General features: G+C 64.1%; 22 protein-coding genes. 19 read left to right on the top strand and 3 right to left on the bottom strand.

The window, feature by feature from the left end; translation table 11 throughout:
- Positions 1–253: 253 nt before the first annotated feature.
- The 5 genes from RX327_RS36230 (at position 254) to RX327_RS36210 (ending at position 4,625) form a co-directional block, all read left to right on the top strand.
- On the top strand, positions 254–1,084 hold the full coding sequence (locus tag RX327_RS36230) for a sterol desaturase family protein (RefSeq protein WP_317248740.1): 831 nt from the start codon (positions 254–256) through the stop codon (positions 1,082–1,084).
- 15 nt (positions 1,085–1,099) lie between these two features.
- Entirely contained in the window at positions 1,100–2,545 is a 1,446-nt protein-coding gene (locus RX327_RS36225; RefSeq protein WP_050387199.1) for a hypothetical protein, read from the top strand.
- A gap of 196 nt (positions 2,546–2,741) precedes the next feature.
- Positions 2,742–3,245: a pilus assembly protein N-terminal domain-containing protein gene (locus RX327_RS36220; RefSeq protein WP_028334679.1), complete on the top strand. Its 504-nt coding sequence runs from the start codon at positions 2,742–2,744 to the stop codon at positions 3,243–3,245.
- A gap of 172 nt (positions 3,246–3,417) precedes the next feature.
- Entirely contained in the window at positions 3,418–3,987 is a 570-nt protein-coding gene (locus RX327_RS36215) for a TadE/TadG family type IV pilus assembly protein (protein WP_050387200.1), read from the top strand.
- An 8-nt stretch (positions 3,988–3,995) separates the two neighbouring features.
- Positions 3,996–4,625 (top strand): TadE/TadG family type IV pilus assembly protein, encoded by a 630-nt coding sequence (locus RX327_RS36210; protein ID WP_050387290.1) that lies wholly within the window; start codon positions 3,996–3,998, stop codon positions 4,623–4,625.
- Positions 4,626–4,745: 120 nt separating this feature from the next.
- On the opposite strand, the gene RX327_RS36205 is transcribed toward RX327_RS36210, so the two are convergent.
- From RX327_RS36205 to RX327_RS36195, 3 genes are all read right to left on the bottom strand, one after another.
- Positions 4,746–4,958 (bottom strand): cold-shock protein, encoded by a 213-nt coding sequence (locus RX327_RS36205; RefSeq protein ID WP_317248739.1) that lies wholly within the window; start codon positions 4,956–4,958, stop codon positions 4,746–4,748.
- 279 nt (positions 4,959–5,237) lie between these two features.
- Positions 5,238–5,531, bottom strand: a complete 294-nt coding sequence (gene infA / locus RX327_RS36200; RefSeq protein WP_317248738.1) for a translation initiation factor IF-1 — start codon at positions 5,529–5,531, stop codon at positions 5,238–5,240.
- 24 nt (positions 5,532–5,555) lie between these two features.
- Entirely contained in the window at positions 5,556–6,992 is a 1,437-nt protein-coding gene (locus RX327_RS36195) for a DEAD/DEAH box helicase (protein WP_317248737.1), read from the bottom strand.
- Positions 6,993–7,508: 516 nt separating this feature from the next.
- Between RX327_RS36195 and urtA the strand changes: the two genes are divergently transcribed.
- The 14 genes from urtA to RX327_RS36125 all read left to right on the top strand — a co-directional run bounded on the left by urtA (position 7,509) and on the right by RX327_RS36125 (position 19,206).
- Positions 7,509–8,843 carry an urea ABC transporter substrate-binding protein gene (gene urtA / locus RX327_RS36190; RefSeq protein ID WP_317248736.1) on the top strand — a complete coding sequence of 445 codons (1,335 nt, stop codon included), beginning with the start codon at positions 7,509–7,511 and terminating at the stop codon, positions 8,841–8,843.
- Positions 8,844–8,971: 128 nt separating this feature from the next.
- Positions 8,972–10,570, top strand: a complete 1,599-nt coding sequence (gene urtB, locus RX327_RS36185; protein ID WP_410712223.1) for an urea ABC transporter permease subunit UrtB — start codon at positions 8,972–8,974, stop codon at positions 10,568–10,570.
- Positions 10,567–11,730, top strand: coding sequence for an urea ABC transporter permease subunit UrtC (urtC, locus tag RX327_RS36180; protein WP_317248735.1), 1,164 nt, complete (start codon positions 10,567–10,569; stop codon positions 11,728–11,730). The genes urtB and urtC overlap by 4 nt, the downstream gene beginning before the upstream one ends.
- 4 nt (positions 11,731–11,734) lie before the next feature.
- Positions 11,735–12,496 (top strand): urea ABC transporter ATP-binding protein UrtD, encoded by a 762-nt coding sequence (urtD, locus tag RX327_RS36175; RefSeq protein WP_317248734.1) that lies wholly within the window; start codon positions 11,735–11,737, stop codon positions 12,494–12,496.
- 4 nt (positions 12,497–12,500) lie between these two features.
- A complete protein-coding gene (gene urtE, locus RX327_RS36170) occupies positions 12,501–13,196 on the top strand; it encodes an urea ABC transporter ATP-binding subunit UrtE (protein ID WP_317248733.1) in 696 nt (231 codons plus the stop codon).
- 48 nt (positions 13,197–13,244) lie between these two features.
- Positions 13,245–14,177, top strand: coding sequence for an urease accessory protein UreD (locus tag RX327_RS36165; RefSeq protein ID WP_317248732.1), 933 nt, complete (start codon positions 13,245–13,247; stop codon positions 14,175–14,177).
- A gap of 29 nt (positions 14,178–14,206) precedes the next feature.
- Positions 14,207–14,509, top strand: coding sequence for an urease subunit gamma (locus RX327_RS36160; protein WP_317248731.1), 303 nt, complete (start codon positions 14,207–14,209; stop codon positions 14,507–14,509).
- 9 nt (positions 14,510–14,518) lie between these two features.
- The gene (locus RX327_RS36155; RefSeq protein WP_317248730.1) at positions 14,519–14,824 is read left to right on the top strand and encodes an urease subunit beta; all 306 of its coding nucleotides are present in this window, start codon (positions 14,519–14,521) and stop codon (positions 14,822–14,824) included.
- A gap of 48 nt (positions 14,825–14,872) precedes the next feature.
- A complete protein-coding gene (locus RX327_RS36150) occupies positions 14,873–15,415 on the top strand; it encodes an HD domain-containing protein (RefSeq protein WP_082190784.1) in 543 nt (180 codons plus the stop codon).
- Positions 15,412–17,127: an urease subunit alpha gene (gene ureC / locus RX327_RS36145; RefSeq protein ID WP_317248729.1), complete on the top strand. Its 1,716-nt coding sequence runs from the start codon at positions 15,412–15,414 to the stop codon at positions 17,125–17,127. The genes RX327_RS36150 and ureC overlap by 4 nt, the downstream gene beginning before the upstream one ends.
- Positions 17,128–17,239: 112 nt before the next feature.
- On the top strand, positions 17,240–17,539 hold the full coding sequence (locus RX327_RS36140; protein ID WP_283082271.1) for a putative quinol monooxygenase: 300 nt from the start codon (positions 17,240–17,242) through the stop codon (positions 17,537–17,539).
- 24 nt (positions 17,540–17,563) lie between these two features.
- Complete coding sequence (locus RX327_RS36135; RefSeq protein WP_016847276.1) at positions 17,564–17,863, top strand: putative quinol monooxygenase; 300 nt, start codon at positions 17,564–17,566, stop codon at positions 17,861–17,863.
- A 7-nt stretch (positions 17,864–17,870) separates the two neighbouring features.
- Positions 17,871–18,488: an urease accessory protein UreE gene (locus RX327_RS36130; protein ID WP_283088702.1), complete on the top strand. Its 618-nt coding sequence runs from the start codon at positions 17,871–17,873 to the stop codon at positions 18,486–18,488.
- The gene (locus tag RX327_RS36125; RefSeq protein WP_317251404.1) at positions 18,469–19,206 is read left to right on the top strand and encodes an urease accessory protein UreF; all 738 of its coding nucleotides are present in this window, start codon (positions 18,469–18,471) and stop codon (positions 19,204–19,206) included. Before RX327_RS36130 ends, RX327_RS36125 begins: the two co-directional genes overlap by 20 nt.
- Positions 19,207–19,304: the final 98 nt, after the last annotated feature.

The following is a 19,304-nucleotide window of genomic DNA, read 5'->3' as shown; positions in this document are numbered from 1 at the left end:
GTCGAACTAGATTTGGTCTCGCCGGCGTTCTCAGCACCGTGACCATTGCGGCACCCTAGTGTTGGACGATTTCGGTGCAGTTAATTTGATCGCATAAACTCTGCGGGAACCCGCTGTTGTTGCGCACAGTAAATTTGGCATTAAGCGGTCCGCTCAAATTGCAGATTGTTGCTGCGATCCGGCGCCCGGCGCCGATTCACGGCTCCTTAAGCGCGCATCTATACCCATGGGGCTTCCGTAGTATGAGGCTGCCATGTCCACCCTTCCGATCGAAGTCATCGAGATGCTCGGCCAGACGATGATGAGGGTGGTGCCGATCACGATCGGCCTCGCGCTGTTCTTCACGGTGCTGACCCGCTTCTGGGCCTGCAATCCCGGCGCGCCGTGGTGGCGCAAGCGGGAGATCGTCACCGACATCTGCTACTGGTTCTTCGTCCCGGTGTTCGCCCGCGTGCTGCGCATCGGGCTGCTGGTGGTGGGCGCGGCCGCGGTATTCGACGTGCACGGTGCCGACGATCTGATCTCGTTCTATGAGAACGGACACGGCCCGCTGGCGCAGCTGCCGCTCTGGCTGCAATCGATCATCTTCCTGGTCGCGTCAGATTTCATGCTGTACTGGCTGCATCGGCTTTTCCACGACGGCGGCTTCTGGAAGTACCACGCCGTCCATCATTCGTCGGAGGAAATCGGGTGGATCTCCGCGGCCCGCTTCCATCCCGTCAATCTCTTGCTCGGGACGATCAGCGTCGACGTCGTGCTGCTGATGGCCGGTATCTCCCCCAACGTCATGATCTGGGTCGGCCCGTTCACCACCTTCCATTCGGCCTTCGTGCACGCCAACCTGAACTGGACCTTCGGACCGTTCAGATACGTGCTGGCGACGCCGGTATTCCACCGTTGGCACCACACCTCGCTCGAAGAGGGCGGCGACACCAATTTCGCGGGGACGTTTCCCATCTGGGACGTGCTGTTCGGCACCTTCCGCATGCCCGAAGGCAAGCTTCCGGATGATTACGGCGTCGACGCCGAGCAGGGCGTGCCGGCCGAAATCGGCGGACAGCTGGCCTATCCGTTCCGTCATTGACCGGACTGTGCGCGCATGAGTGCTGAGACCGCAACCATCCCACAGGCGCGGGCCTCGGTGTTCGCCGAAGTCCCGGCCTGGTTCTGGATGGCGTGCGGCGTCTATGCGCTGCTGCTGTTCGTCGGCGACAGGCTGCTCGCCGATTCCGACACCTACTGGCAGATTGCCGTCGGTCGGTGGATCCTCGACCACCGCGCATTGCCGTCGGTCGATATCTATTCCTTCACCAAGGCGGGTGAGCCTTGGGTGTCGTCGTCCTGGCTGGCGCAGGTTCTGTTCGCGAAGGCCTACGACCTTGCCGGGTGGACCGGGCCCGCGGCGCTGGCCGCGGCTTGCGGCGCCGCCACCTTCGCACTGCTCACCGGCATCCTCGGCCGCGCGCTGCCGGCGATCCATGCGAGCCTGATCGCGTTGGCGGCACTGGTGCTGACATGCGGGCATCTGCTGGCCCGTCCGCATGTGCTTGCGCTGCCGATCATGATGGTCTGGGCGAACGGCCTGATGGTCGCCAGCGAACGTCGCGCGGCCCCCTCGTTCTGGCTGCTGCCGCTGATCGCGCTCTGGGCCAATCTGCATGGCGGCTTTCTGTTCGGCCTGGTGCTGGCCGGCGCCTTCGCGCTCGATGCGCTGTGGAACGCCGCGCCGGCGCAAAGATTGCCGCTGGCGCTGCGCTGGGCCGCGTTCGGCCTCGGCGCGCTGGCCGCGTGCTGCGTGACGCCCTATGGCTGGGGAACGATCCTCGCCTCGCTGAGGATTCTCAGCCTCGGTGAACTGCTGCATCTCATCGCGGAGTGGATGCCGGCGAGTTTCAGCCACCTCGATGCGTTCGAGCTGACCATTCTCGGCCTGATCGGCGCCGTGCTCTATTGCGGGGTGAAGCTGCCGCTGCCGCGGATCGCCCTGGCGCTGGGCCTGCTGCACATGGCGCTATCCCACGTCAGGAATCTCGAGCTCTTCGCCCTGCTGTTGCCGCTGGCCGCGCTGACGCCGGTGGCAACCCAGTTCGGCCTGCATGCCGCAAGCGTGGTCCGGCTGAGGGCCATGCCGGCCGCGATGCTCATCGCCGCGCTCTGCGCCTCGACCTGGTTCATTGCGGTGCGTCGGGACATGTCGCCGCCGACGATCCATTCGCCCGCTGCCGCCGTCGACGCGCTGAAGGCGCACAACGTGCAGCGCGTGCTCAATGATCTGCAGTTCGGCGGCTATCTGATCTGGCGCCAGGTGCCGGTGTTCGTCGACGGCCGTGCCGAGCTTTACGGCGAGAAATTCGAGATCGCCTATTACCGTGCGCTCCAGCTCAAGGACGTCGACGGCTTCCTCGATCTGCTCAAGACCTACGGAATCGATGCGGTGATGCTCGATCCGGCAACGCCCGCCTCCAAGTTTCTCGATCACATCGATGGATGGCAGCGCCTTTACGCCGACGATCGCGTGGTGGTGCATGTGCGTGCCGCCGGCTAGGCGGCGGTCTCCGCAGGGGCGTTTTTCCGCGGGATCACCGGGCCGCTGGCCGATCCGTTCCGGAAGTTGTGACATCGGCGCAATTCAGCGGTCGATTTTTGCTCTTCTTAAATGAATTGCCGTCAGATTTGCCTGCGTCGGGCGCCGGTCCGCTGCGTATCGCTTTTGCCGGCTTGTTAACGTCCCGGGGTAAGGTATGTCGTTTCAGTCCCAGCGTATTCGCGCCGTCGCGCGCATTGGATTCATCTCGCTGGCCGCAGCCGTTCTGTGGCCCGCATTCGCAACGGCGGCGCCGGATCCGGACCGGATCGCGGTCAATGTCGATCAGGCCAAGCTCGTCAAGCTGCCCGGCGGCATCTCCACCATCGTGGTCGGCAACCCGCTGATCGCCGACGTCACCCTGCAGAATGGCGGCGTTGTCGTCGTGACCGGCAAGGGCTACGGCGCGACCAACTTCATCGCACTCGACCGCACCGGCCAGGTGCTGGTGGATCGTCAGATCCAGGTCGAAGGTCCGACCGACCAGTTGGTCACGGTCTATCGCGGCGTCGATCGCGAGACCTACAGCTGCATGCCGGTCTGCCAGCGCCGCATCACCCTCGGCGACGGCGAGACCTACTTCAAGTCGACCATGGACCAGGCCGGCTCGCTCAACAGCCAGGCCTCCGGCTCGGGCGCGGCCGCGAAGCCGCAGAACTAGCGCGTGTCCGCGCCAGCGCTTCACGCGCCGGGGCAGCCGCCTGCCGCAGGCGGTCCATCCGACATGGTTAAGAAAAGCCTGACGGATCGGGTCGCTCTGTCTCGATCCGGCGAAATACTTCGACAATGAGTCCTGGGGTAGTTGTTGCCGCCATGTTGATCCGGGGTCGTTGATGCCGCTGCCCGCTCATTCTTTCGCGCGCCTCCTCCATCGCTTTCGCCGAAACCGCCGGGGCGCGACCGCGGTCGAATTCGCGATGATCGCGCCGCTGTTTTTCGGACTGCTGTTTGCGATCATCGAAGTGGCGATGATCTTCTTCGCGAGCCAGGTGCTGGAGACGGTGACGCAGGATTCCGCGCGCATGATCATGACCGGTCAGGCGCAGGGCGCAAGCTACACCCAGCAGCAGTTCAAGAACTATGTCTGTGGCCAGGTCAGCGCGCTGTTCGATTGCGTCAATGGCATATCGGTCGACGTGCGCAGCTATCCCGCTGCGACGGGCTTCAGCAGCGTCAACATCGCGCCTCCGATCGATTCCAACAACGCATTCATTCCGACCATGAAATGGTGCCCCGGCAAGGACGGCGACGTCGTGGTGGTCCGGCTATTCTATCAGTGGCCGCTGTTCGTCACCAAGCTTGGCTTCAATGTCGCCAACCTCGCCAACGGCAAGCGGCTGCTGACCGCGACCGCGACATTCAAGAACGAGCCATCCGGGACCGCCGGGGCGACATGCTCATGAGCAACGTCATGAAAACTCAGGCAGCGGCCTTGCTGCGCTCCGTCGCGACCCTCTGCAATGACCGCCGGGGTCTTGCCGCCGTCGAGTTCGCTTTCGTCCTGCCGCTGATGCTGGTGCTGTTCTTCGGTACTGTCGAGTTTTCATCCGGTGTCGCGGTCGACCGCAAGGTCACGCTTATGGCGCGCGCCGCGTCGGACCTGACCTCGCAGTCGACGCAGGTGGTGGATGCCGACCTGCAGAACTTCTTCAGTGCCAGCGTCGGTATCATGACTCCGTACGATCCGGCGCCGACCAAGGTCACCTTGTCGGAAATCTACGTCGATGCCTCGAAGGTCGCGCGGATCCAGTGGAGCAAGGCGGGCGTGATGGCCACGGGCGCCACGCAGGCCACATTGACGGCCTCGAGCCGCAGTCAGGGTGATGTCGTGACCAGCGTCGTTCCGGCGGCGCTGCTGGTTGCGGGCACCTATCTGATCTTCAGCGAAGTCAGCTACAAATACGTTCCGACGGTCGGCTATGTGATGGCCAAGAGCGGCATCAATCTCACCGATGTCGCCTTCACAAGGCCGCGGCAGTCGGTTTGCGTGTTCTACGCGCCGACGTCTGCCACGATGCCGACGACCTGCTCGACCTATTAGAGCTTCCGAACGACGCGGAACGCCGATTGGCAATCCAGACAAAAAGGGCCGCACCCGAAGGTGCGGCCCTTGATGCTTTAGCGACAATTTCCTGGAGCTTCGCGCTCCCGGGAAATCGGCTTATCCGGCGGCGCGCAGATTGTCGGCCGAGGACTTGCCGGAGCGGCGGTCGGCCACGATCTCGTAGGAGATCTTCTGGCCTTCGCGCAGCGAGCCAAGGCCGGCGCGCTCGACGGCGCTGATGTGCACGAACACGTCCTTCCCGCCGTCGTCCGGCTGGATGAAGCCGAAGCCCTTGGTCGCGTTAAACCATTTCACGGTTCCCATGCTCATGGGGTAGTCCTTCTCAGATAAACAAGTTCAAGACCCGCTGATCGGCGGGGTGGTGAGATCGAATTTCTGGAAGGGTCGTCAGGGTGTCTGAACCGGCTGTACCGGTGGATGCCAATGTCGTCCGGCCGAAAATCGATTGGTAGGATATTATTCGATAGAAGGCTTCAAAACAATCCTGAAAACAATCCTGACGTGCGCGATTTTTTGGCCGGCGCAGCCGCCGGCCAATTGTGCGCAGGACATCAGGACGTCATGCCCGCAGCGGTTGCAATACCCCGCTTATCGGCGGCGGAACTGGCCGCCGCGCTGGGCTCCGCCCCGCGGCGGGCCACCGGGCGCGCCGCTCGGACGTTCGTCCTTGTGGCGGAAAATCAGCCGGCCCTTCTCCAGGTCGTACGGCGACATCTCCACCGTCACGCGGTCGCCCGCGAGCGTCTTGATGCGGTTCTTCTTCATCTTGCCGGCGGTATAGGCAACGATCTCGTGTCCGGCGTCGAGTTGCACGCGGTAACGGGCGTCGGGGAGGATTTCGGTGACCAGTCCTTCGAACTGGATCAGCTCTTCCTTAGCCATGAATTTCTCCAGGTCGAGCGACGGCTAGTGCTTCGGTCGGTTGTTGCGGTTGGATTGCGGATTCGGCCGGCTCTCGCGATGCAAGAAGGCGACGCCCTGAATGCCTTCGCTGTTGCCGGCCTGCGACGGACGCGGCGACTCGCCCCGGCTCGTCTGCGGCGCGCCATTATTACCACCTCGACGGCGGCGGCGGCGAGGGCCTTTTGCGCCCGGAGCGGCCTCATTCCCACGGACATTATGTGCACGGGGCGCGGAGCGGCCGCCCCGGTGCGGGTGGGTGGCCTGCGCCGGCGCGGCGGCCTCGCGGCCGCCCTGTGTGCGGCGGTCTTCCCGCGGCACGGTAATCCGGATCAGCCGTTCGATGTCGCGGAGATAGCTGAGCTCCTCGCCGCCTGCGACCAGCGAGATCGCGGTGCCGTCGGCGCCGGCGCGCGCGGTGCGGCCGATGCGATGGACGTAAGTCTCGGGGACGTTGGGCAGGTCGAAATTGATGACGTGGGTGATGCCGTCGACGTCGATGCCGCGGGCGGCGATGTCGGTCGCCACTAGGGTGCGGATCTCGCCGGAGCGGAACTGGGCGAGCGTCCGCTCGCGATGGTTCTGGGACTTGTTCCCGTGGATGGCGCTCGCGGCGATGCCGGCCTTTTCAAGGGTCTTCACGACCTTGTCGGCGCCGTGCTTGGTGCGGGTGAACACCAGTGCGCGGTTGATCGGCTCCTGCTTCAGCAACTGGGCGAGGACCGTCGGCTTGGCCGCGAAATCGACCTGGATCGCGCGCTGGGCGATGCGATCCACCGTCGAGGAGACCGGGGTCACCGCGACGCGGGCCGGATCGCGCAGCATGGCGTCGGCGAGCTCGGCGATGTCCTTGGGCATGGTGGCCGAGAAGAACAGCGTCTGCCGCTTGATCGGCAGCTTGGCGACGATTTTGCGGATATCGTTGATGAAGCCCATGTCGAGCATGCGGTCGGCTTCGTCGAGCACGAGGAACTCGACACTTCCAAGCTTCAGCCCGTTGCTCTGCACGAGGTCGAGCAGGCGGCCGGGAGTGGCAACCAGAACGTCAACGCCCTGCATCAGGGCGCGGACCTGACGGCCCATCGGCACGCCGCCGATGGCGAGGGTCGACGCCAGCCGCAGGTGACGGCCATATGCGTTGAAGCTGTCCAGGATCTGGCCGGACAGCTCGCGGGTCGGAGAGAGCACGAGTACGCGGCAGGTCTTGGGCTGCGGCTTGATGCGGTTCTCGAGCAACCGGTGGAGGATCGGAAGCGCGAAGGACGCGGTCTTGCCGGTGCCGGTCTGGGCGATACCGACGACGTCGCGGCCGGTCAGCGCCAGCGGGATGGTCTGGGCCTGGATCGGGGTGGGGGTGACGTAGTTCTCTTCACGAAGAGCGCGCGCGATGGGTTCGGCGAGGCCGAAATCCTGAAACGAAGTCAAAAGAGGGGTTCTTTCCATAAAAGCCATCGTCGTTCCGGCCCATATCGGCCGGAAGCGTGTGAAGGCATTCGGGGACACCCGCGTGTCTGGGGCGTCAAGCTGGGTTAGCTGGAAGGCGAGCCAGAAGCCGCTTGGGGCAGCTTGAACACGCAGCTCGCGAAGGCACCGCGACTCTCGCGGGCATGGCGAGGATATGGACCAGGAACTGGGCGGTTTCAAGATGAGATCGCCGTCTTTGGTGCCCGGAGTTCGCTGAACCATCGCGCAAACTGTCACAAATCGATGCCGGAAATTTAGCCAAGACGGCAATTTTGCCTAAAAGATAGACTGATTGCTCTTTCGGCAGTCAAGTTGCCGGCTCAATGATTGGGCAGTCGGCTTCCGTATTTGCCCGGAACCGATGAAATTATCCAGCCGGTTCATCGGCTTACCGGGGCTGCGTACCGTGGCACAGTTCTTGCGATTCCCTTAACCGCAGGCGGCCAAGCGGCCGTTTCGCAAGCGTTCACGCCTGCGTCAGGGAGACGACATTTCATGCTTACTCAGCTTACTCACGGAATAGCGACGATGACCCGTCGCCGCGCGCTCGCGGCGACGGCCGGCCTGGTTTTGGGTCTGGCTGCGTCCTCGTCCCTCGCGCCCGCGCAAGCGGCCGACGACACCATCAAGGTCGGCGTGCTCCACTCCTTGTCCGGAACCATGGCAATCAGCGAAACCACGCTGAAGGATACCATCCTCTTCCTGATCGATGAGCAGAACAAGAAGGGCGGCGTGCTCGGCAAGAAGCTGGAAGCCGTCGTCGTCGACCCCGCTTCGAACTGGCCGCTGTTCGCCGAAAAGGCGCGCGAGCTGATCACCAAGGACAAGGTCTCGGTCGTGTTCGGCTGCTGGACCTCGGTGTCGCGCAAGTCGGTGCTGCCGGTCTTCAAGGAGCTGAACAACATTTTGTTCTACCCCGTGCAGTACGAGGGTGAGGAGAGCGAGCGCAACGTGTTCTACACGGGTGCGGCGCCGAACCAGCAGGCGATCCCGGCCGTCGACTATCTGATGAAGGAAGAGAAGGTGAAGCGCTGGGTGCTCGCGGGTACCGACTACGTCTATCCGCGCACGACCAACAAGATCCTGGAAGCCTATCTGAAGTCGAAGGGTGTCGCCCAGGAAGACATCATGATCAACTACACGCCGTTCGGTCACTCCGACTGGCAGACGATCGTGGCCGACATCAAGAAGTTCGGCTCGGCCGGCAAGAAAACCGCGGTGGTCTCGACCATCAATGGCGACGCCAACGTTCCCTTCTACAAGGAGCTCGGCAACCAGGGCATCAAGGCAAAGGACATCCCGGTCGTCGCGTTCTCCGTGGGTGAGGAAGAGCTCGCCGGCATCGACACCAAGCCGCTGGTCGGTCATCTCGCCGCCTGGAACTACTTCGAGTCGATCAAGACCAAGGACGGGTCGAACGAGAAGTTCATCAAGGACTGGCAGGCCTACACCAAGAACCCCAAGCGCGTGACCAACGACCCGATGGAAGCGCACGTGATCGGCTTCAACATGTGGGTGAAGGCGGTCGAGAAGGTGAAGTCGACCGATCCGGACAAGGTGATCGACGCGCTTCCCGGCATCGAGGCGCCGAACCTGACCGGCGGCGTGTCGAAGATGCTGCCGAACCACCACATCACCAAGCCGGTGTTCATCGGCGAGATCAAGGCGAACGGCCAGTTCGACGTGGTCTGGAAGACGCCGGGCCTCGTCGCGGGCGACGCCTGGTCGAAGGAGCTGGATGGCTCCAAGGACCTGATCGGCGACTGGGTCGGCAAGAAGTGCGGCAACTTCAACACCAAGACCAACAAGTGTGGCGGCCAGGGCTCCTGACAACAAGCTCCTGAGCTCCTGACCTGAACAACGACACAACACAACCATCCAAGAACCTGGAGAAGGCGGCACAGCTCGCCGCCTTCTCCTCACACTCCTGCCGGGGTACTGACGTGTTCGCCAATTGTATTGATCGTTTTCGTGCGCTGTTTCTCTCGATCCTGCTGCTGAGCTGCCTGACAGTGCCGGCCTTCGCCGGTCCGTTCGAGGATGCGGTCGCCAAATTCGCCAATGACGATTTTTCCGACACGGAAGAGGCGATCGGCGTGGTCGCCGCATCGGGCAATGCGCTGGCCTCGCCCATCATCAGTGCGCTGCAGGACGGCCGGCTCTCGGCCGATCCCGACAGCAAGAAGGTCTTCATCACGCGGACCGACGGCAAGATTGTCGACGCCGCCACGGGGGCTGCCGTCGACAAGCTGCCCGACAACGCCGCCGCGGTCCGCCTCAACAACCGCCTGCGCCGCAGCGTCGACGCCGCGCTCGGCGGCCTGACGCTTCAGTCGCCGGACCCGGCCAAGCGCCTCGCCGCCGCGCAGTCGGTGTTCAAGAGCCACGAGGAGAATGTGCTGCCGACGGTGGAGAGCGCGCTCGCCAAGGAGAGCGTCAAGTCGGTCAAGCAGGCCTTCGCCGAGGCGCGCGCCGCCATCATCCTGTTCAAGTCGGACGCATCCGACAGCGACAAGCTCGACGCCGTCGCCGTGGTCAAGGCGCGCGGCGATCAGGAGGCGCTGGCGCTGCTCACCGCCCTCGGCGCCGACCAGCCGCCGCTGGTCGCCAACGCGGCCGCGAGCGCGGTGTCCTCGATCCAGAGCTCGCTGGCGGTCTGGTCCATGGTGCAGAATGCCTGGTACGGCCTCTCGCTCGGCTCGGTGCTGCTGCTCGCCGCGATCGGACTCGCCATCACCTTCGGCGTGATGGGCGTCATCAACATGGCGCATGGCGAGATGGTGATGATCGGGGCCTACACCACCTTCGTGGTGCAGGAGGTGATCCGAACCCGCTATCCCGGCCTGTTCGACTATTCGCTGCTGATCGCCGTGCCGCTCGCCTTCGTCGTCGCCGGTGCCATCGGCGTCTTAATCGAGCGCAGCATCATCCGCTTCCTCTACGGCCGGCCGCTGGAGACGCTGCTTGCCACCTGGGGCCTGTCGCTGGTGCTGCAGCAGGCGGTGCGAACGATGTTCGGCCCGACCAATCGCGAGGTCGGCAACCCCTCCTGGATGAGCGGCGCGTTCGAGCTCGGCCAGATCACCATCACCTATAACCGGCTCTGGATCCTCGTCTTCACGCTCGCCGTGTTCATGATCCTGCTCGCGATGCTGCGCTACACGGCGCTCGGCCTCGAGATGCGCGCGGTGACGCAGAACCGCCGCATGGCGGCCTCGATGGGCATTGCCACCTCGCGCGTCGATGCGCTGACCTTCGGCCTCGGCTCGGGAATCGCCGGCATCGCCGGCGTGGCGCTGTCGCAGATCGACAATGTCAGCCCCAATCTTGGCCAGAGCTACATCATCGACAGCTTCATGGTCGTGGTGTTCGGCGGGGTCGGCAATCTCTGGGGCACGCTGGTCGGCGCCTTCACGCTCGGCATCGCCAACAAGTTCCTGGAGCCGGTCGCCGGCGCCGTGCTCGGCAAGATCGCGATCCTGGTCCTCATCATCCTGTTCATTCAAAAGCGGCCGCGCGGCCTGTTCGCGCTCAAGGGCCGCGCGGTGGAAGCATGACCCCTCACATCCTCACCCGTTCGCTCGACCGTGCGGCGACCGCGTTCGTCCTGATCGTCGCCGCGATCGGCGTGCTGATCCCGCTGTCGAACCTGCTGCTGCCGCAGGGTTCGATGTTCCAAGTGCCGACCTATCTCGTCGCGCTCTGGGGCAAATATGTCTGCTACGCCATTCTGGCGCTCTCGATCGACCTGATCTGGGGCTATTGCGGCATCCTCTCGCTCGGTCACGGCGCCTTCTTCGCGCTCGGTGGCTACGCCATGGGCATGTACCTGATGCGGCAGATCGGCACCCGCGGCGTCTACGGCAATCCGGTCCTGCCCGATTTCATGGTGTTCCTGAACTGGGAGAAGCTGCCGTGGTACTGGTACGGCTTCGACATGTTCTGGTTCGCCGCGCTGATGGTGCTGGTCGTGCCCGGCCTGCTCGCCTTCTGCTTCGGCTGGCTCGCGTTCCGCTCCCGCGTCACCGGCGTGTACCTGTCGATCATCACGCAGGCGATGACCTATGCGCTGCTGCTCGCCTTCTTCCGCAACGACTTCGGCTTTGGCGGCAATAACGGCCTCACCGATTTCAAGGACATTCTGGGCTTCAACGTCCAGGCGGAGGGCACCCGTGCCGCGCTGTTCGCGCTGAGCTGCCTGGCGCTGATCGTAGGTTTCCTGATCTGCCGCGCCATCGTCTCGTCCAAGCTCGGCAAGGTGCTGATCGCGGTGCGCGACGCGGAATCGCGGACGCGCTTCCTGGGTTACCGCGTCGAATCCTACAAGCTGTTCGTGTTCACGGTTTCGGCCTGCATGGCCGGCGTCGCCGGTGCGCTCTACGTGCCGCAGGTCGGCATCATCAATCCGAGCGAGTTCGCCCCGGGCAACTCGATCGAGGCGGTGATCTGGGTCGCGGTCGGCGGCCGCGGCACGCTGGTCGGTGCCGCGCTCGGCGCCGTCGTCGTCAACTATGCAAAAACGTTCTTCACCTCCGGCATGCTCGCGCCGTACTGGCTGTTCATGCTGGGCGCGCTGTTCATCCTGGTGACGCTGCTGCTGCCGAAGGGCATCGTCGGCACCTTCAACGCCTGGTGGGAGAAGGCACGGCACAGCTCTCCCGACGCCGACAGCGCCGCGCGCGAAGACGGCATCGGCGCACCGAACGCTGCGGAGTAGGCAGATGAACGTCATGGATACCCGCGCGACTTCCGCGATGCTCTATCTGGACGGGGTGCACGTCTCGTTCGACGGCTTCCACGCCATCAACAATCTTTCGCTGACGCTCGAGCCCGGCGAGATGCGCGCCATCATCGGCCCGAACGGCGCCGGCAAGACCACGATGATGGACATCATCACCGGCAAGACCAAGCCCGACGAGGGCGCCGTGCTGTTCGACGGCGTCACCGACCTGACGCGGCTCGACGAGACCCGCATCGCCGAGCTCGGCATCGGCCGGAAATTCCAGAAGCCGACCGTGTTCGAGAGCCAGACCGTGCAGGACAACCTGCTGCTCGCGCTCAACGTCGACCACAGCGTCAGGGCCACGCTGTTCTGGCGCGGCAGCAAGGCGGAAGCCGAGCGCATCGACAAGGTGCTGGAGACGATCCGCCTCACCGAGGCCCGCAACCGCCTTGCCGGCAGCCTCAGTCACGGCCAGAAGCAGTGGCTCGAGATCGGCATGCTGCTGGCGCAGGATCCCAAGCTGCTCCTCGTCGACGAGCCTGTCGCCGGCATGACCGACGTCGAGACGCATCTCACCGCCGAGTTGCTCAAGGAGATCAACAAGACCCACACGGTCATGGTGGTCGAACACGACATGACCTTCGTGCGCGAGCTCGGGGTCAAGGTCACGTGCCTGCACGAAGGCACCGTGCTCGCGGAAGGAACCATCGACCAGGTCTCGTCCAACGAGCGGGTCATCGAAGTCTATCTGGGACGCTAGCGCGATGCTGAAGATCGACAACATCAACCTGTTCTACGGCGCGGCGCAGGCGCTGCGCGGCGTCTCGATCTCGGCCGAGCCGGGCAAGGTGACTTGCGTGCTCGGGCGCAACGGCGTCGGCAAGACGTCTCTCTTGCGTGCCATGGTCGGGCAGTATCCGATCTCCTCGGGCACTATCAATTTCGACGGCAAGGACATCACGGGCCTGAAGCCCTATGAGCGTGCGCGCAAGGGCATCGGTTTCGTGCCGCAGGGCCGCGAGATCTTTCCGCTGCTGACGGTCGAGGAAAACCTCAAGACCGGCTTCGGGCCGCTCAAGCGCGAGGACAGGCATATTCCGGACGACGTCTTCTCGCTGTTTCCGGTGTTGCAATCCATGCTCGGCCGGCGCGGCGGCGACCTCTCCGGCGGCCAGCAGCAGCAGCTCGCCATCGGCCGCGCCCTGGTGATGCGGCCGAAGCTGCTCCTGCTGGATGAGCCGACCGAGGGCATCCAGCCCTCGATCATCAAGGACATCGGCCGTGCCATCTCCTACCTGCGCAACCTCGGCAACATCGCCATCGTGCTGGTCGAACAATATCTCGACTTTGCCTGCGAACTCGGCGACAGTTTCGCGGTGATGGATCGCGGCGCGGTGAAGTTCACCTGCGATCGCGCCAACCTGGATCCCGGCGAGATCAGCCGCCAGATGGCGCTGTAAACAGGATGTGACGCCGCCTGTTGTGGCGCGCGAAGGGAGCGTCGGGGGATGCGGACCGGGATCGCAGGCGCGGCAGCGGCAACGTTTGCGGCAAACCGCGCCCAGGGTGCGGTCCGGTTCGGCGTGCATCTCAAGGATGGCGCCACCCGCCGCGGCGACCTGCATGAGTCCGGCTCGCTGCGCGTCCGCTTCCCATCGCCGGAGGACGACGGCCTCTCGGCCATGTTCGTCAACACCGCCGGCGGCATTGCCGGCGGGGACCGCTTCGAGATCGCGGTCGCGGCCGGCGAGGGCGCGCGTTTGACGCTGACCACCGCGGCGGCTGAGAAGGTTTACCGGGCGCCCGTAGCGTTTTCGAGCGAAGTGGTGGCCGGTTCGCGTAAAGAAAACGCGTCCAAAAAAAATGAGGGCTTGGTGCGATCCGATCCGATCGCAGCATGCCCCGCGGCGGCACGGCTCGACATCGCGCTGACCGTTGCCGCAGGCGCGCATCTCGCCTGGCTGCCGCAGGAAACCATCCTGTTCGACCGTGCCCGCATTCACCGCAGCTTCGACATCGACCTTGCCGAGGGTGCCTCGCTCCTGCTTTGCGAGATCGTCGTGTTCGGCCGCACCGCCATGGGCGAGCGGATGGAGCAGGGCGAATTCGTCGACCGCTGGCGGATGCGCCGCGGCGGCAGGCTGGTCTTCGCCGAGACGATCCGCCTCGACGGCGAGATCGGCGAGAAGCTCGCGCGACCCGCGATCGCGGGCGGCGGCTGCGCGATCGGCACGGCCCTGATCGTGCCCGGCGATGAGGCACTGGTCGAGCGCATCCGCGAGGCGTCGGAATCGTTCTCCGGCGAGGTCGGGATATCCGCCTGGAATGGCTTTGCAATGGCGCGGTTCTGTGCCCAAGATGCGGCGCGTTTGCGCGCCGACATGATGGCGGTGCTCGGCCGCGCCTCCACTGTCCCGCTGCCGCGGCTTTGGCTCAACTAGACCTCTCAAAGAACGATCAGAGTGCTCGCATGAATCTGTCTCCCCGCGAAAAGGACAAGCTTCTGATCTCGATGGCGGCGATCGTGGCGCGCCGCAGGCTGGACCGCGGCGTCAAGCTCAACCATCCCGAGGCGATCGCGATCATCTCCGATTTCATCCTCGAGGGCGCGCGCGACGGTCGTACCGTTGCCGAGCTGATGCAATCCGGCGCGCAGGTGCTGACCCGCGACCAGGTGATGCCGGGAATCTCTGAGATGATCCACGACATCCAGGTCGAGGCGACGTTCCCTGACGGAACGAAGCTCGTCACCGTGCACGAGCCGATCCGATAGGAGCGCGACATGATTCCCGGCGAACTCTTCATCCAGGACGGCGAGATCGAGCTGAATGCTGGGCGCAAGACGGTGACGCTGACGGTTGCCAACACCGGCGACCGTCCGATCCAGGTCGGCTCGCACTACCATTTCTTCGAGACCAACCCCGCGCTGAAGTTCGACCGCAAGAAGGCTCGCGGCATGCGTCTCGACATTGCCGCCGGCACCGCCGTCCGCTTCGAGCCCGGCCAGACCCGCGACGTCCAGCTCGTCGCCCTCGCCGGCAAGCGGGTCATCCATGGCTTCCGCGCCGAGGTGAAAGGGAAGCTGTGACGCGATGGCCTCTGACAGGAAGCTCGCCGGCCGTTAGGAGGCGATGATATGTGGATGCACCCGATCCGGCTTGTCTCCGAAGCCGCCGAGTTCGCTGCGCAGCATCATGCAGGAATGGCGCGCAAAGGGCGCGGCGACGAGCCTTATGTCAATCATCTTGCTGAAGTGGCAAATCTACTTGCGACCGCGATGGATGGCCGGGACGCCGAACTCATTGCGGCAGGCTGGCTACACGATACGATCGAAGACACGGCTGTGACACAGGAAGAGCTCGCGCAAAAGTTCGGCGAGCGTGTTGCCGACCTGGTGGCAGAAGTGACCGACGACATGCGGTTGCCCAAGAGCGTGCGTCGTGAATTGCAGATCGTGCACTCGCCGGCCAAGTCACCCAGCGCGAAGCTCATCAAAATTGCCGACAAGATCAGCAATATTCGCGCGCGCATTCATGCCGATCCAAACGCAGACGAGCGCGCGGATCTCACCGATTACGTCGACTGGGCAGAGAAGGTTGTCGCGGGTTGTCGCGGCGGCAACGCAACTCTCGACCGCATGTTCGACGATACCGTCAAGCTTGCAAGGAGCACGCTGTGAGCACGAAAATAAAGCGTTCCGTCTACGCCGACATGTTCGGCCCGACCACCGGCGACAAGGTGCGACTGGCCGACACCGACCTCATCATCGAGGTCGAGAAGGATTTCACCACCTATGGCGAGGAGGTGAAGTTCGGCGGCGGCAAGGTGATCCGCGACGGCATGGGGCAGTCGCAAGTCACCAACAGGCAGGGTGCGGCCGACACCGTCATCACCAATGCGCTGATCGTCGATCACTGGGGCATCGTGAAGGCCGACGTCGCGATCAAGGACGGCATGATCGCCGGGATCGGCAAGGCCGGCAATCCCGACATCCAGCCCGGCGTCACCATCGTCATCGGTCCCGGCACCGATGTCATCGCGGGCGAAGGAAAGATCCTCACCGCCGGCGGCTTCGACAGCCACATTCATTTCATCTGCCCGCAGCAGATCGAGCACGCGCTGATGAGTGGCGTCACCTCGATGCTGGGCGGCGGCACCGGCCCCTCGCACGGCACCTTCGCCACCACCTGCACGCCCGGCCCGTGGCACATCGCGCGGATGATCCAGTCGTTCGATGCCTTCCCGGTCAATCTCGGCATCTCCGGCAAGGGCAACGCCTCGCGCCCTGCCGCGCTGGTCGAAATGATCAAGGCCGGCGCCTGCGCGCTGAAGCTGCACGAGGACTGGGGCACGACGCCGGCCGCGATCGACAATTGCCTGGCGGTCGCCGACGATCACGACATCCAGGTGATGATCCACACCGACACGCTGAATGAATCCGGCTTCGTCGAGGACACGGTCAAGGCGTTCAAGGGCCGCACCATTCACGCCTTCCACACCGAAGGCGCCGGCGGCGGTCACGCCCCCGACATCATCAAGATCGCCGGCCTGAAGAACGTGCTGCCGTCCTCGACCAACCCGACGCGGCCCTTCACCCGCAACACCATCGACGAGCATCTGGACATGCTGATGGTGTGCCACCACCTCGATCCCTCGATCGCGGAAGATCTGGCGTTCGCCGAAAGTCGCATCCGCAAGGAGACGATTGCGGCCGAAGACATCTTGCACGACCTCGGCGCGCTCTCGATGATGTCCTCGGACTCGCAGGCCATGGGCCGCCTCGGCGAGGTCATCATTCGGACCTGGCAGACCGCCGACAAGATGAAGAAGCAACGCGGCTCGCTGCCGCAGGACAAGGGCAAGGACAACGACAATTTCCGCGTCAAGCGCTACATCGCCAAATACACGATCAATCCCGCGATCGCGCACGGCGTGTCGAAGCTGATCGGCTCGGTCGAGAAGGGCAAGCTGGCCGATCTCGTGCTGTGGTCGCCCGCGTTCTTCGGCGTCAAGCCGGATTGCATCGTCAAGGGCGGCAGCATCGTCGCCGCGCCCATGGGCGATCCCAATGCCTCGATTCCGACGCCTCAGCCGGTGCACTACCAGCCGATGTTCGGCGCCTTCGGCAAGGCGCTCACGGCGTCCTCCGTCGTCTTCACCTCGAAGGCTGCCGTCGCCAACGGTCTCGCGCGCAAGCTCGGCATCGACAAGAAGCTCTATGCCGTCCAGAACACCCGCGGCAGGATCTCCAAGAAGAGCATGATCCACAACGACGCCACGCCCAATATCGAGGTCGACCCGGAGACCTACGAGGTGCGCGCCGACGGCGAACTGCTGACCTGCCCGCCCGCTGAGGTGCTGCCGATGGCGCAGCGGTATTTCATGTTCTAAAACCCGTCCCGGTAACCAGAGCGTTTTCGAGCGAAGTGGATTTCCGGTTCGCGGAAAGAAAACGCGTCAAAACAAGACTCAAGCCAAAAAGAGAAAACCGGGAGGAATTTCCGTGATTTACGTCGTTGCTACTTTGACTATCAAGCCCGAAACGCGCGCCGAATTCATCGCAGCGGCCACCGCCTGCATCAAGGAGACGCGGAAGGAGCCCGGCAATATCGCCTATGATCTGCATGAAAGCGTCACCGATCCCAGCAAGATGGTGTTCGTCGAGCAGTGGGAAAACGCCGAGGCTCTGGTGCCGCATCGGGGCATGGAGCACATGAAGACGTTCGGCCGCGTCGCGGTGAAGTGCTTCACGGCACCGCCGAAGATCGAAGTGATCACACCCGAGAAGGTCGAGGTTCGCTAACGAGAAAAAGAAGGGAGATAATCCATGATCTATGTCATCGCCACCACGCCGATGAAGCCGGAGAACAAGGACGACTTCATCAAGGGGCACAAGGCCTGCACGGTCGAGACCCGCAAGGAGAAGGGTTGCATCTCCTACGACGGCAATGTCAGCGTCAACGATCCCAACCTCTATGTGGTGGTCGAGCGCTGGGAGAGCCGCGAGGACCTCAACGCCCATGCCAGGGCGCCGCACATGAAGGTATGGCGCGAATATTCCGCTAACATGAAGACCGGGCCGACGGTGATCGAGATCATCAGCGACGCCAAGGTCGAGAAGCTCTGAGGCATCGATGATCCGCGCCACCAAGGTCCTGGGACAGCATCGCTGGACGGAAGCGCCAGCCGACACCGTCGTGCTCGATTTCGACGACCGGCACCGGCGGCGGATGGTGATGTCAGGGACGCGCGGGCTCGAATTCCTGCTTGATCTCGAAAACGCCGTCGCGCTGCGCGGCGGCGATGCCTTGGTGCTGGAGGACCGTCGTCTCGTCGAGGTGGTCGCAGCTCCCGAGCCGCTGGCGGAAATCCGCGGCAGCGATCCGCATCATCTGATCCGGGTCGCCTGGCATCTCGGCAACCGTCATCTGCCGACCCAGATCATGCCGAAGGGATTGCGCATCCGCAGGGATCACGTGATCGAGGCGATGGTGAAGGGGTTAGGGGCCCGTGTCATCGAGATCGAGGCACCGTTCGATCCCGAGGGCGGCGCCTATGCCGAGCATGCGCATGCCGACGAGCACGCGCATGGTCACACCGGGCACGATCATGCCCACAGCCATGCGCATGATCACGGTCACCACCATGGCCATGATCATGGGCCTGACCATGACCACCACCATCATCATGATGAGCATTGCGAGCATGCTCATCATCACCACGACCACTCCCATGCTCATGACCACAAATGAGCCTGATCCCGCCGCGATGCGCGGCGGGATGGCGGAGGACGAGGCGGCCGCGCTGTATCGGCTGATGACGTGGCTGTCGCCGTCCTTTCCGGTGGGGGCGTTCGCCTATTCCAGTGGCATCGAATGGGCGGTCGAGGCCGGCGACATCACGGATGCCGCGTCGCTGCGCGATTGGCTCGCCGCGATGCTTTCCGACGGCAGCGGATTTTGCGACGCCGTGTTTCTCGCGCAGAGTTTTCGTGCGGCGTTGCAGCCCAATCATGCCGGGCTGAACGAGATCGCCGAGCTCGCCGCCGCCTTCGTGCCGTCGCGCGAGCGGCAGCTGGAGACGGCCTCGCAGGGCCGCGCCTTCATCGACATCGCCCGCGCCGCCTGGAATTCGCCCGACCTCGACGCGATGATCGCGGCTTGCGAGGGCCCTGTCGTCTACCCCTTGGCGGTCGGCATCGTCAGCGCTGCACACGGCATTCGGCTTGCGCCGGCGCTGCACGCCTTCCTGCATGCCGTGACCTCCAACTGGATTTCCGCGGGCAGCCGGCTGATCCCGCTCGGGCAGACCGCCAGTCAGCGCGTGCTGGCCGATCTCGAGCCGGTCGTGGCAGCGACCGCGGCGGGGGCCAATGCGGCCTCGCTCGACGATCTCGGCGGCGCGACCTTTCGCGCCGATCTCGCAAGCCTGCGTCACGAGACGCAATACACGAGGCTGTTCCGGTCATGATGGTCTCACCGTCGTCCCGGCGAAAGCCGGGACCCATAACCACCGGTCTCCGTGGCTATGCAAGCCTGCGGCCCCAGCTTCGCGCAACAATTCAATTC

Source organism: Bradyrhizobium sp. BEA-2-5 (assembly GCF_032918025.1).
Taxonomy (GTDB): Bacteria; Pseudomonadota; Alphaproteobacteria; order Rhizobiales; family Xanthobacteraceae; genus Bradyrhizobium; species Bradyrhizobium pachyrhizi.
Note: the sequence above shows the minus strand (reverse complement) of the source record. Positions and strands in the feature narration are given on the sequence as shown.

Excerpts from the sequence above, each read along its gene's own strand:
- RX327_RS36155 (WP_317248730.1), top strand. The coding sequence starts at position 14,519 with ATGATTCCCGGCGAACTCTTCATCCAGGACGGCGAGATCGAGCTGAAT.
- RX327_RS36150 (WP_082190784.1), top strand. The coding sequence starts at position 14,873 with ATGTGGATGCACCCGATCCGGCTTGTCTCCGAAGCCGCCGAGTTCGCT.
- infA (WP_317248738.1), bottom strand. The coding sequence starts at position 5,531 with ATGGCTAAGGAAGAGCTGATCCAGTTCGAAGGACTGGTCACCGAAATC.
- RX327_RS36205 (WP_317248739.1), bottom strand. The coding sequence starts at position 4,958 with ATGAGCATGGGAACCGTGAAATGGTTTAACGCGACCAAGGGCTTCGGC.
- urtA (WP_317248736.1), top strand. The coding sequence starts at position 7,509 with ATGCTTACTCAGCTTACTCACGGAATAGCGACGATGACCCGTCGCCGC.
- RX327_RS36225 (WP_050387199.1), top strand. The coding sequence starts at position 1,100 with ATGAGTGCTGAGACCGCAACCATCCCACAGGCGCGGGCCTCGGTGTTC.
- urtD (WP_317248734.1), top strand. The coding sequence starts at position 11,735 with ATGAACGTCATGGATACCCGCGCGACTTCCGCGATGCTCTATCTGGAC.
- RX327_RS36160 (WP_317248731.1), top strand. The coding sequence starts at position 14,207 with ATGAATCTGTCTCCCCGCGAAAAGGACAAGCTTCTGATCTCGATGGCG.
- RX327_RS36215 (WP_050387200.1), top strand. The coding sequence starts at position 3,418 with ATGCCGCTGCCCGCTCATTCTTTCGCGCGCCTCCTCCATCGCTTTCGC.
- RX327_RS36130 (WP_283088702.1), top strand. The coding sequence starts at position 17,871 with ATGATCCGCGCCACCAAGGTCCTGGGACAGCATCGCTGGACGGAAGCG.
- RX327_RS36165 (WP_317248732.1), top strand. The coding sequence starts at position 13,245 with ATGCGGACCGGGATCGCAGGCGCGGCAGCGGCAACGTTTGCGGCAAAC.
- RX327_RS36195 (WP_317248737.1), bottom strand. The coding sequence starts at position 6,992 with ATGGAAAGAACCCCTCTTTTGACTTCGTTTCAGGATTTCGGCCTCGCC.
- RX327_RS36210 (WP_050387290.1), top strand. The coding sequence starts at position 3,996 with ATGAAAACTCAGGCAGCGGCCTTGCTGCGCTCCGTCGCGACCCTCTGC.
- RX327_RS36220 (WP_028334679.1), top strand. The coding sequence starts at position 2,742 with ATGTCGTTTCAGTCCCAGCGTATTCGCGCCGTCGCGCGCATTGGATTC.
- RX327_RS36230 (WP_317248740.1), top strand. The coding sequence starts at position 254 with ATGTCCACCCTTCCGATCGAAGTCATCGAGATGCTCGGCCAGACGATG.
- RX327_RS36135 (WP_016847276.1), top strand. The coding sequence starts at position 17,564 with ATGATCTATGTCATCGCCACCACGCCGATGAAGCCGGAGAACAAGGAC.
- RX327_RS36125 (WP_317251404.1), top strand. The coding sequence starts at position 18,469 with ATGCTCATGACCACAAATGAGCCTGATCCCGCCGCGATGCGCGGCGGG.
- urtC (WP_317248735.1), top strand. The coding sequence starts at position 10,567 with ATGACCCCTCACATCCTCACCCGTTCGCTCGACCGTGCGGCGACCGCG.
- urtE (WP_317248733.1), top strand. The coding sequence starts at position 12,501 with ATGCTGAAGATCGACAACATCAACCTGTTCTACGGCGCGGCGCAGGCG.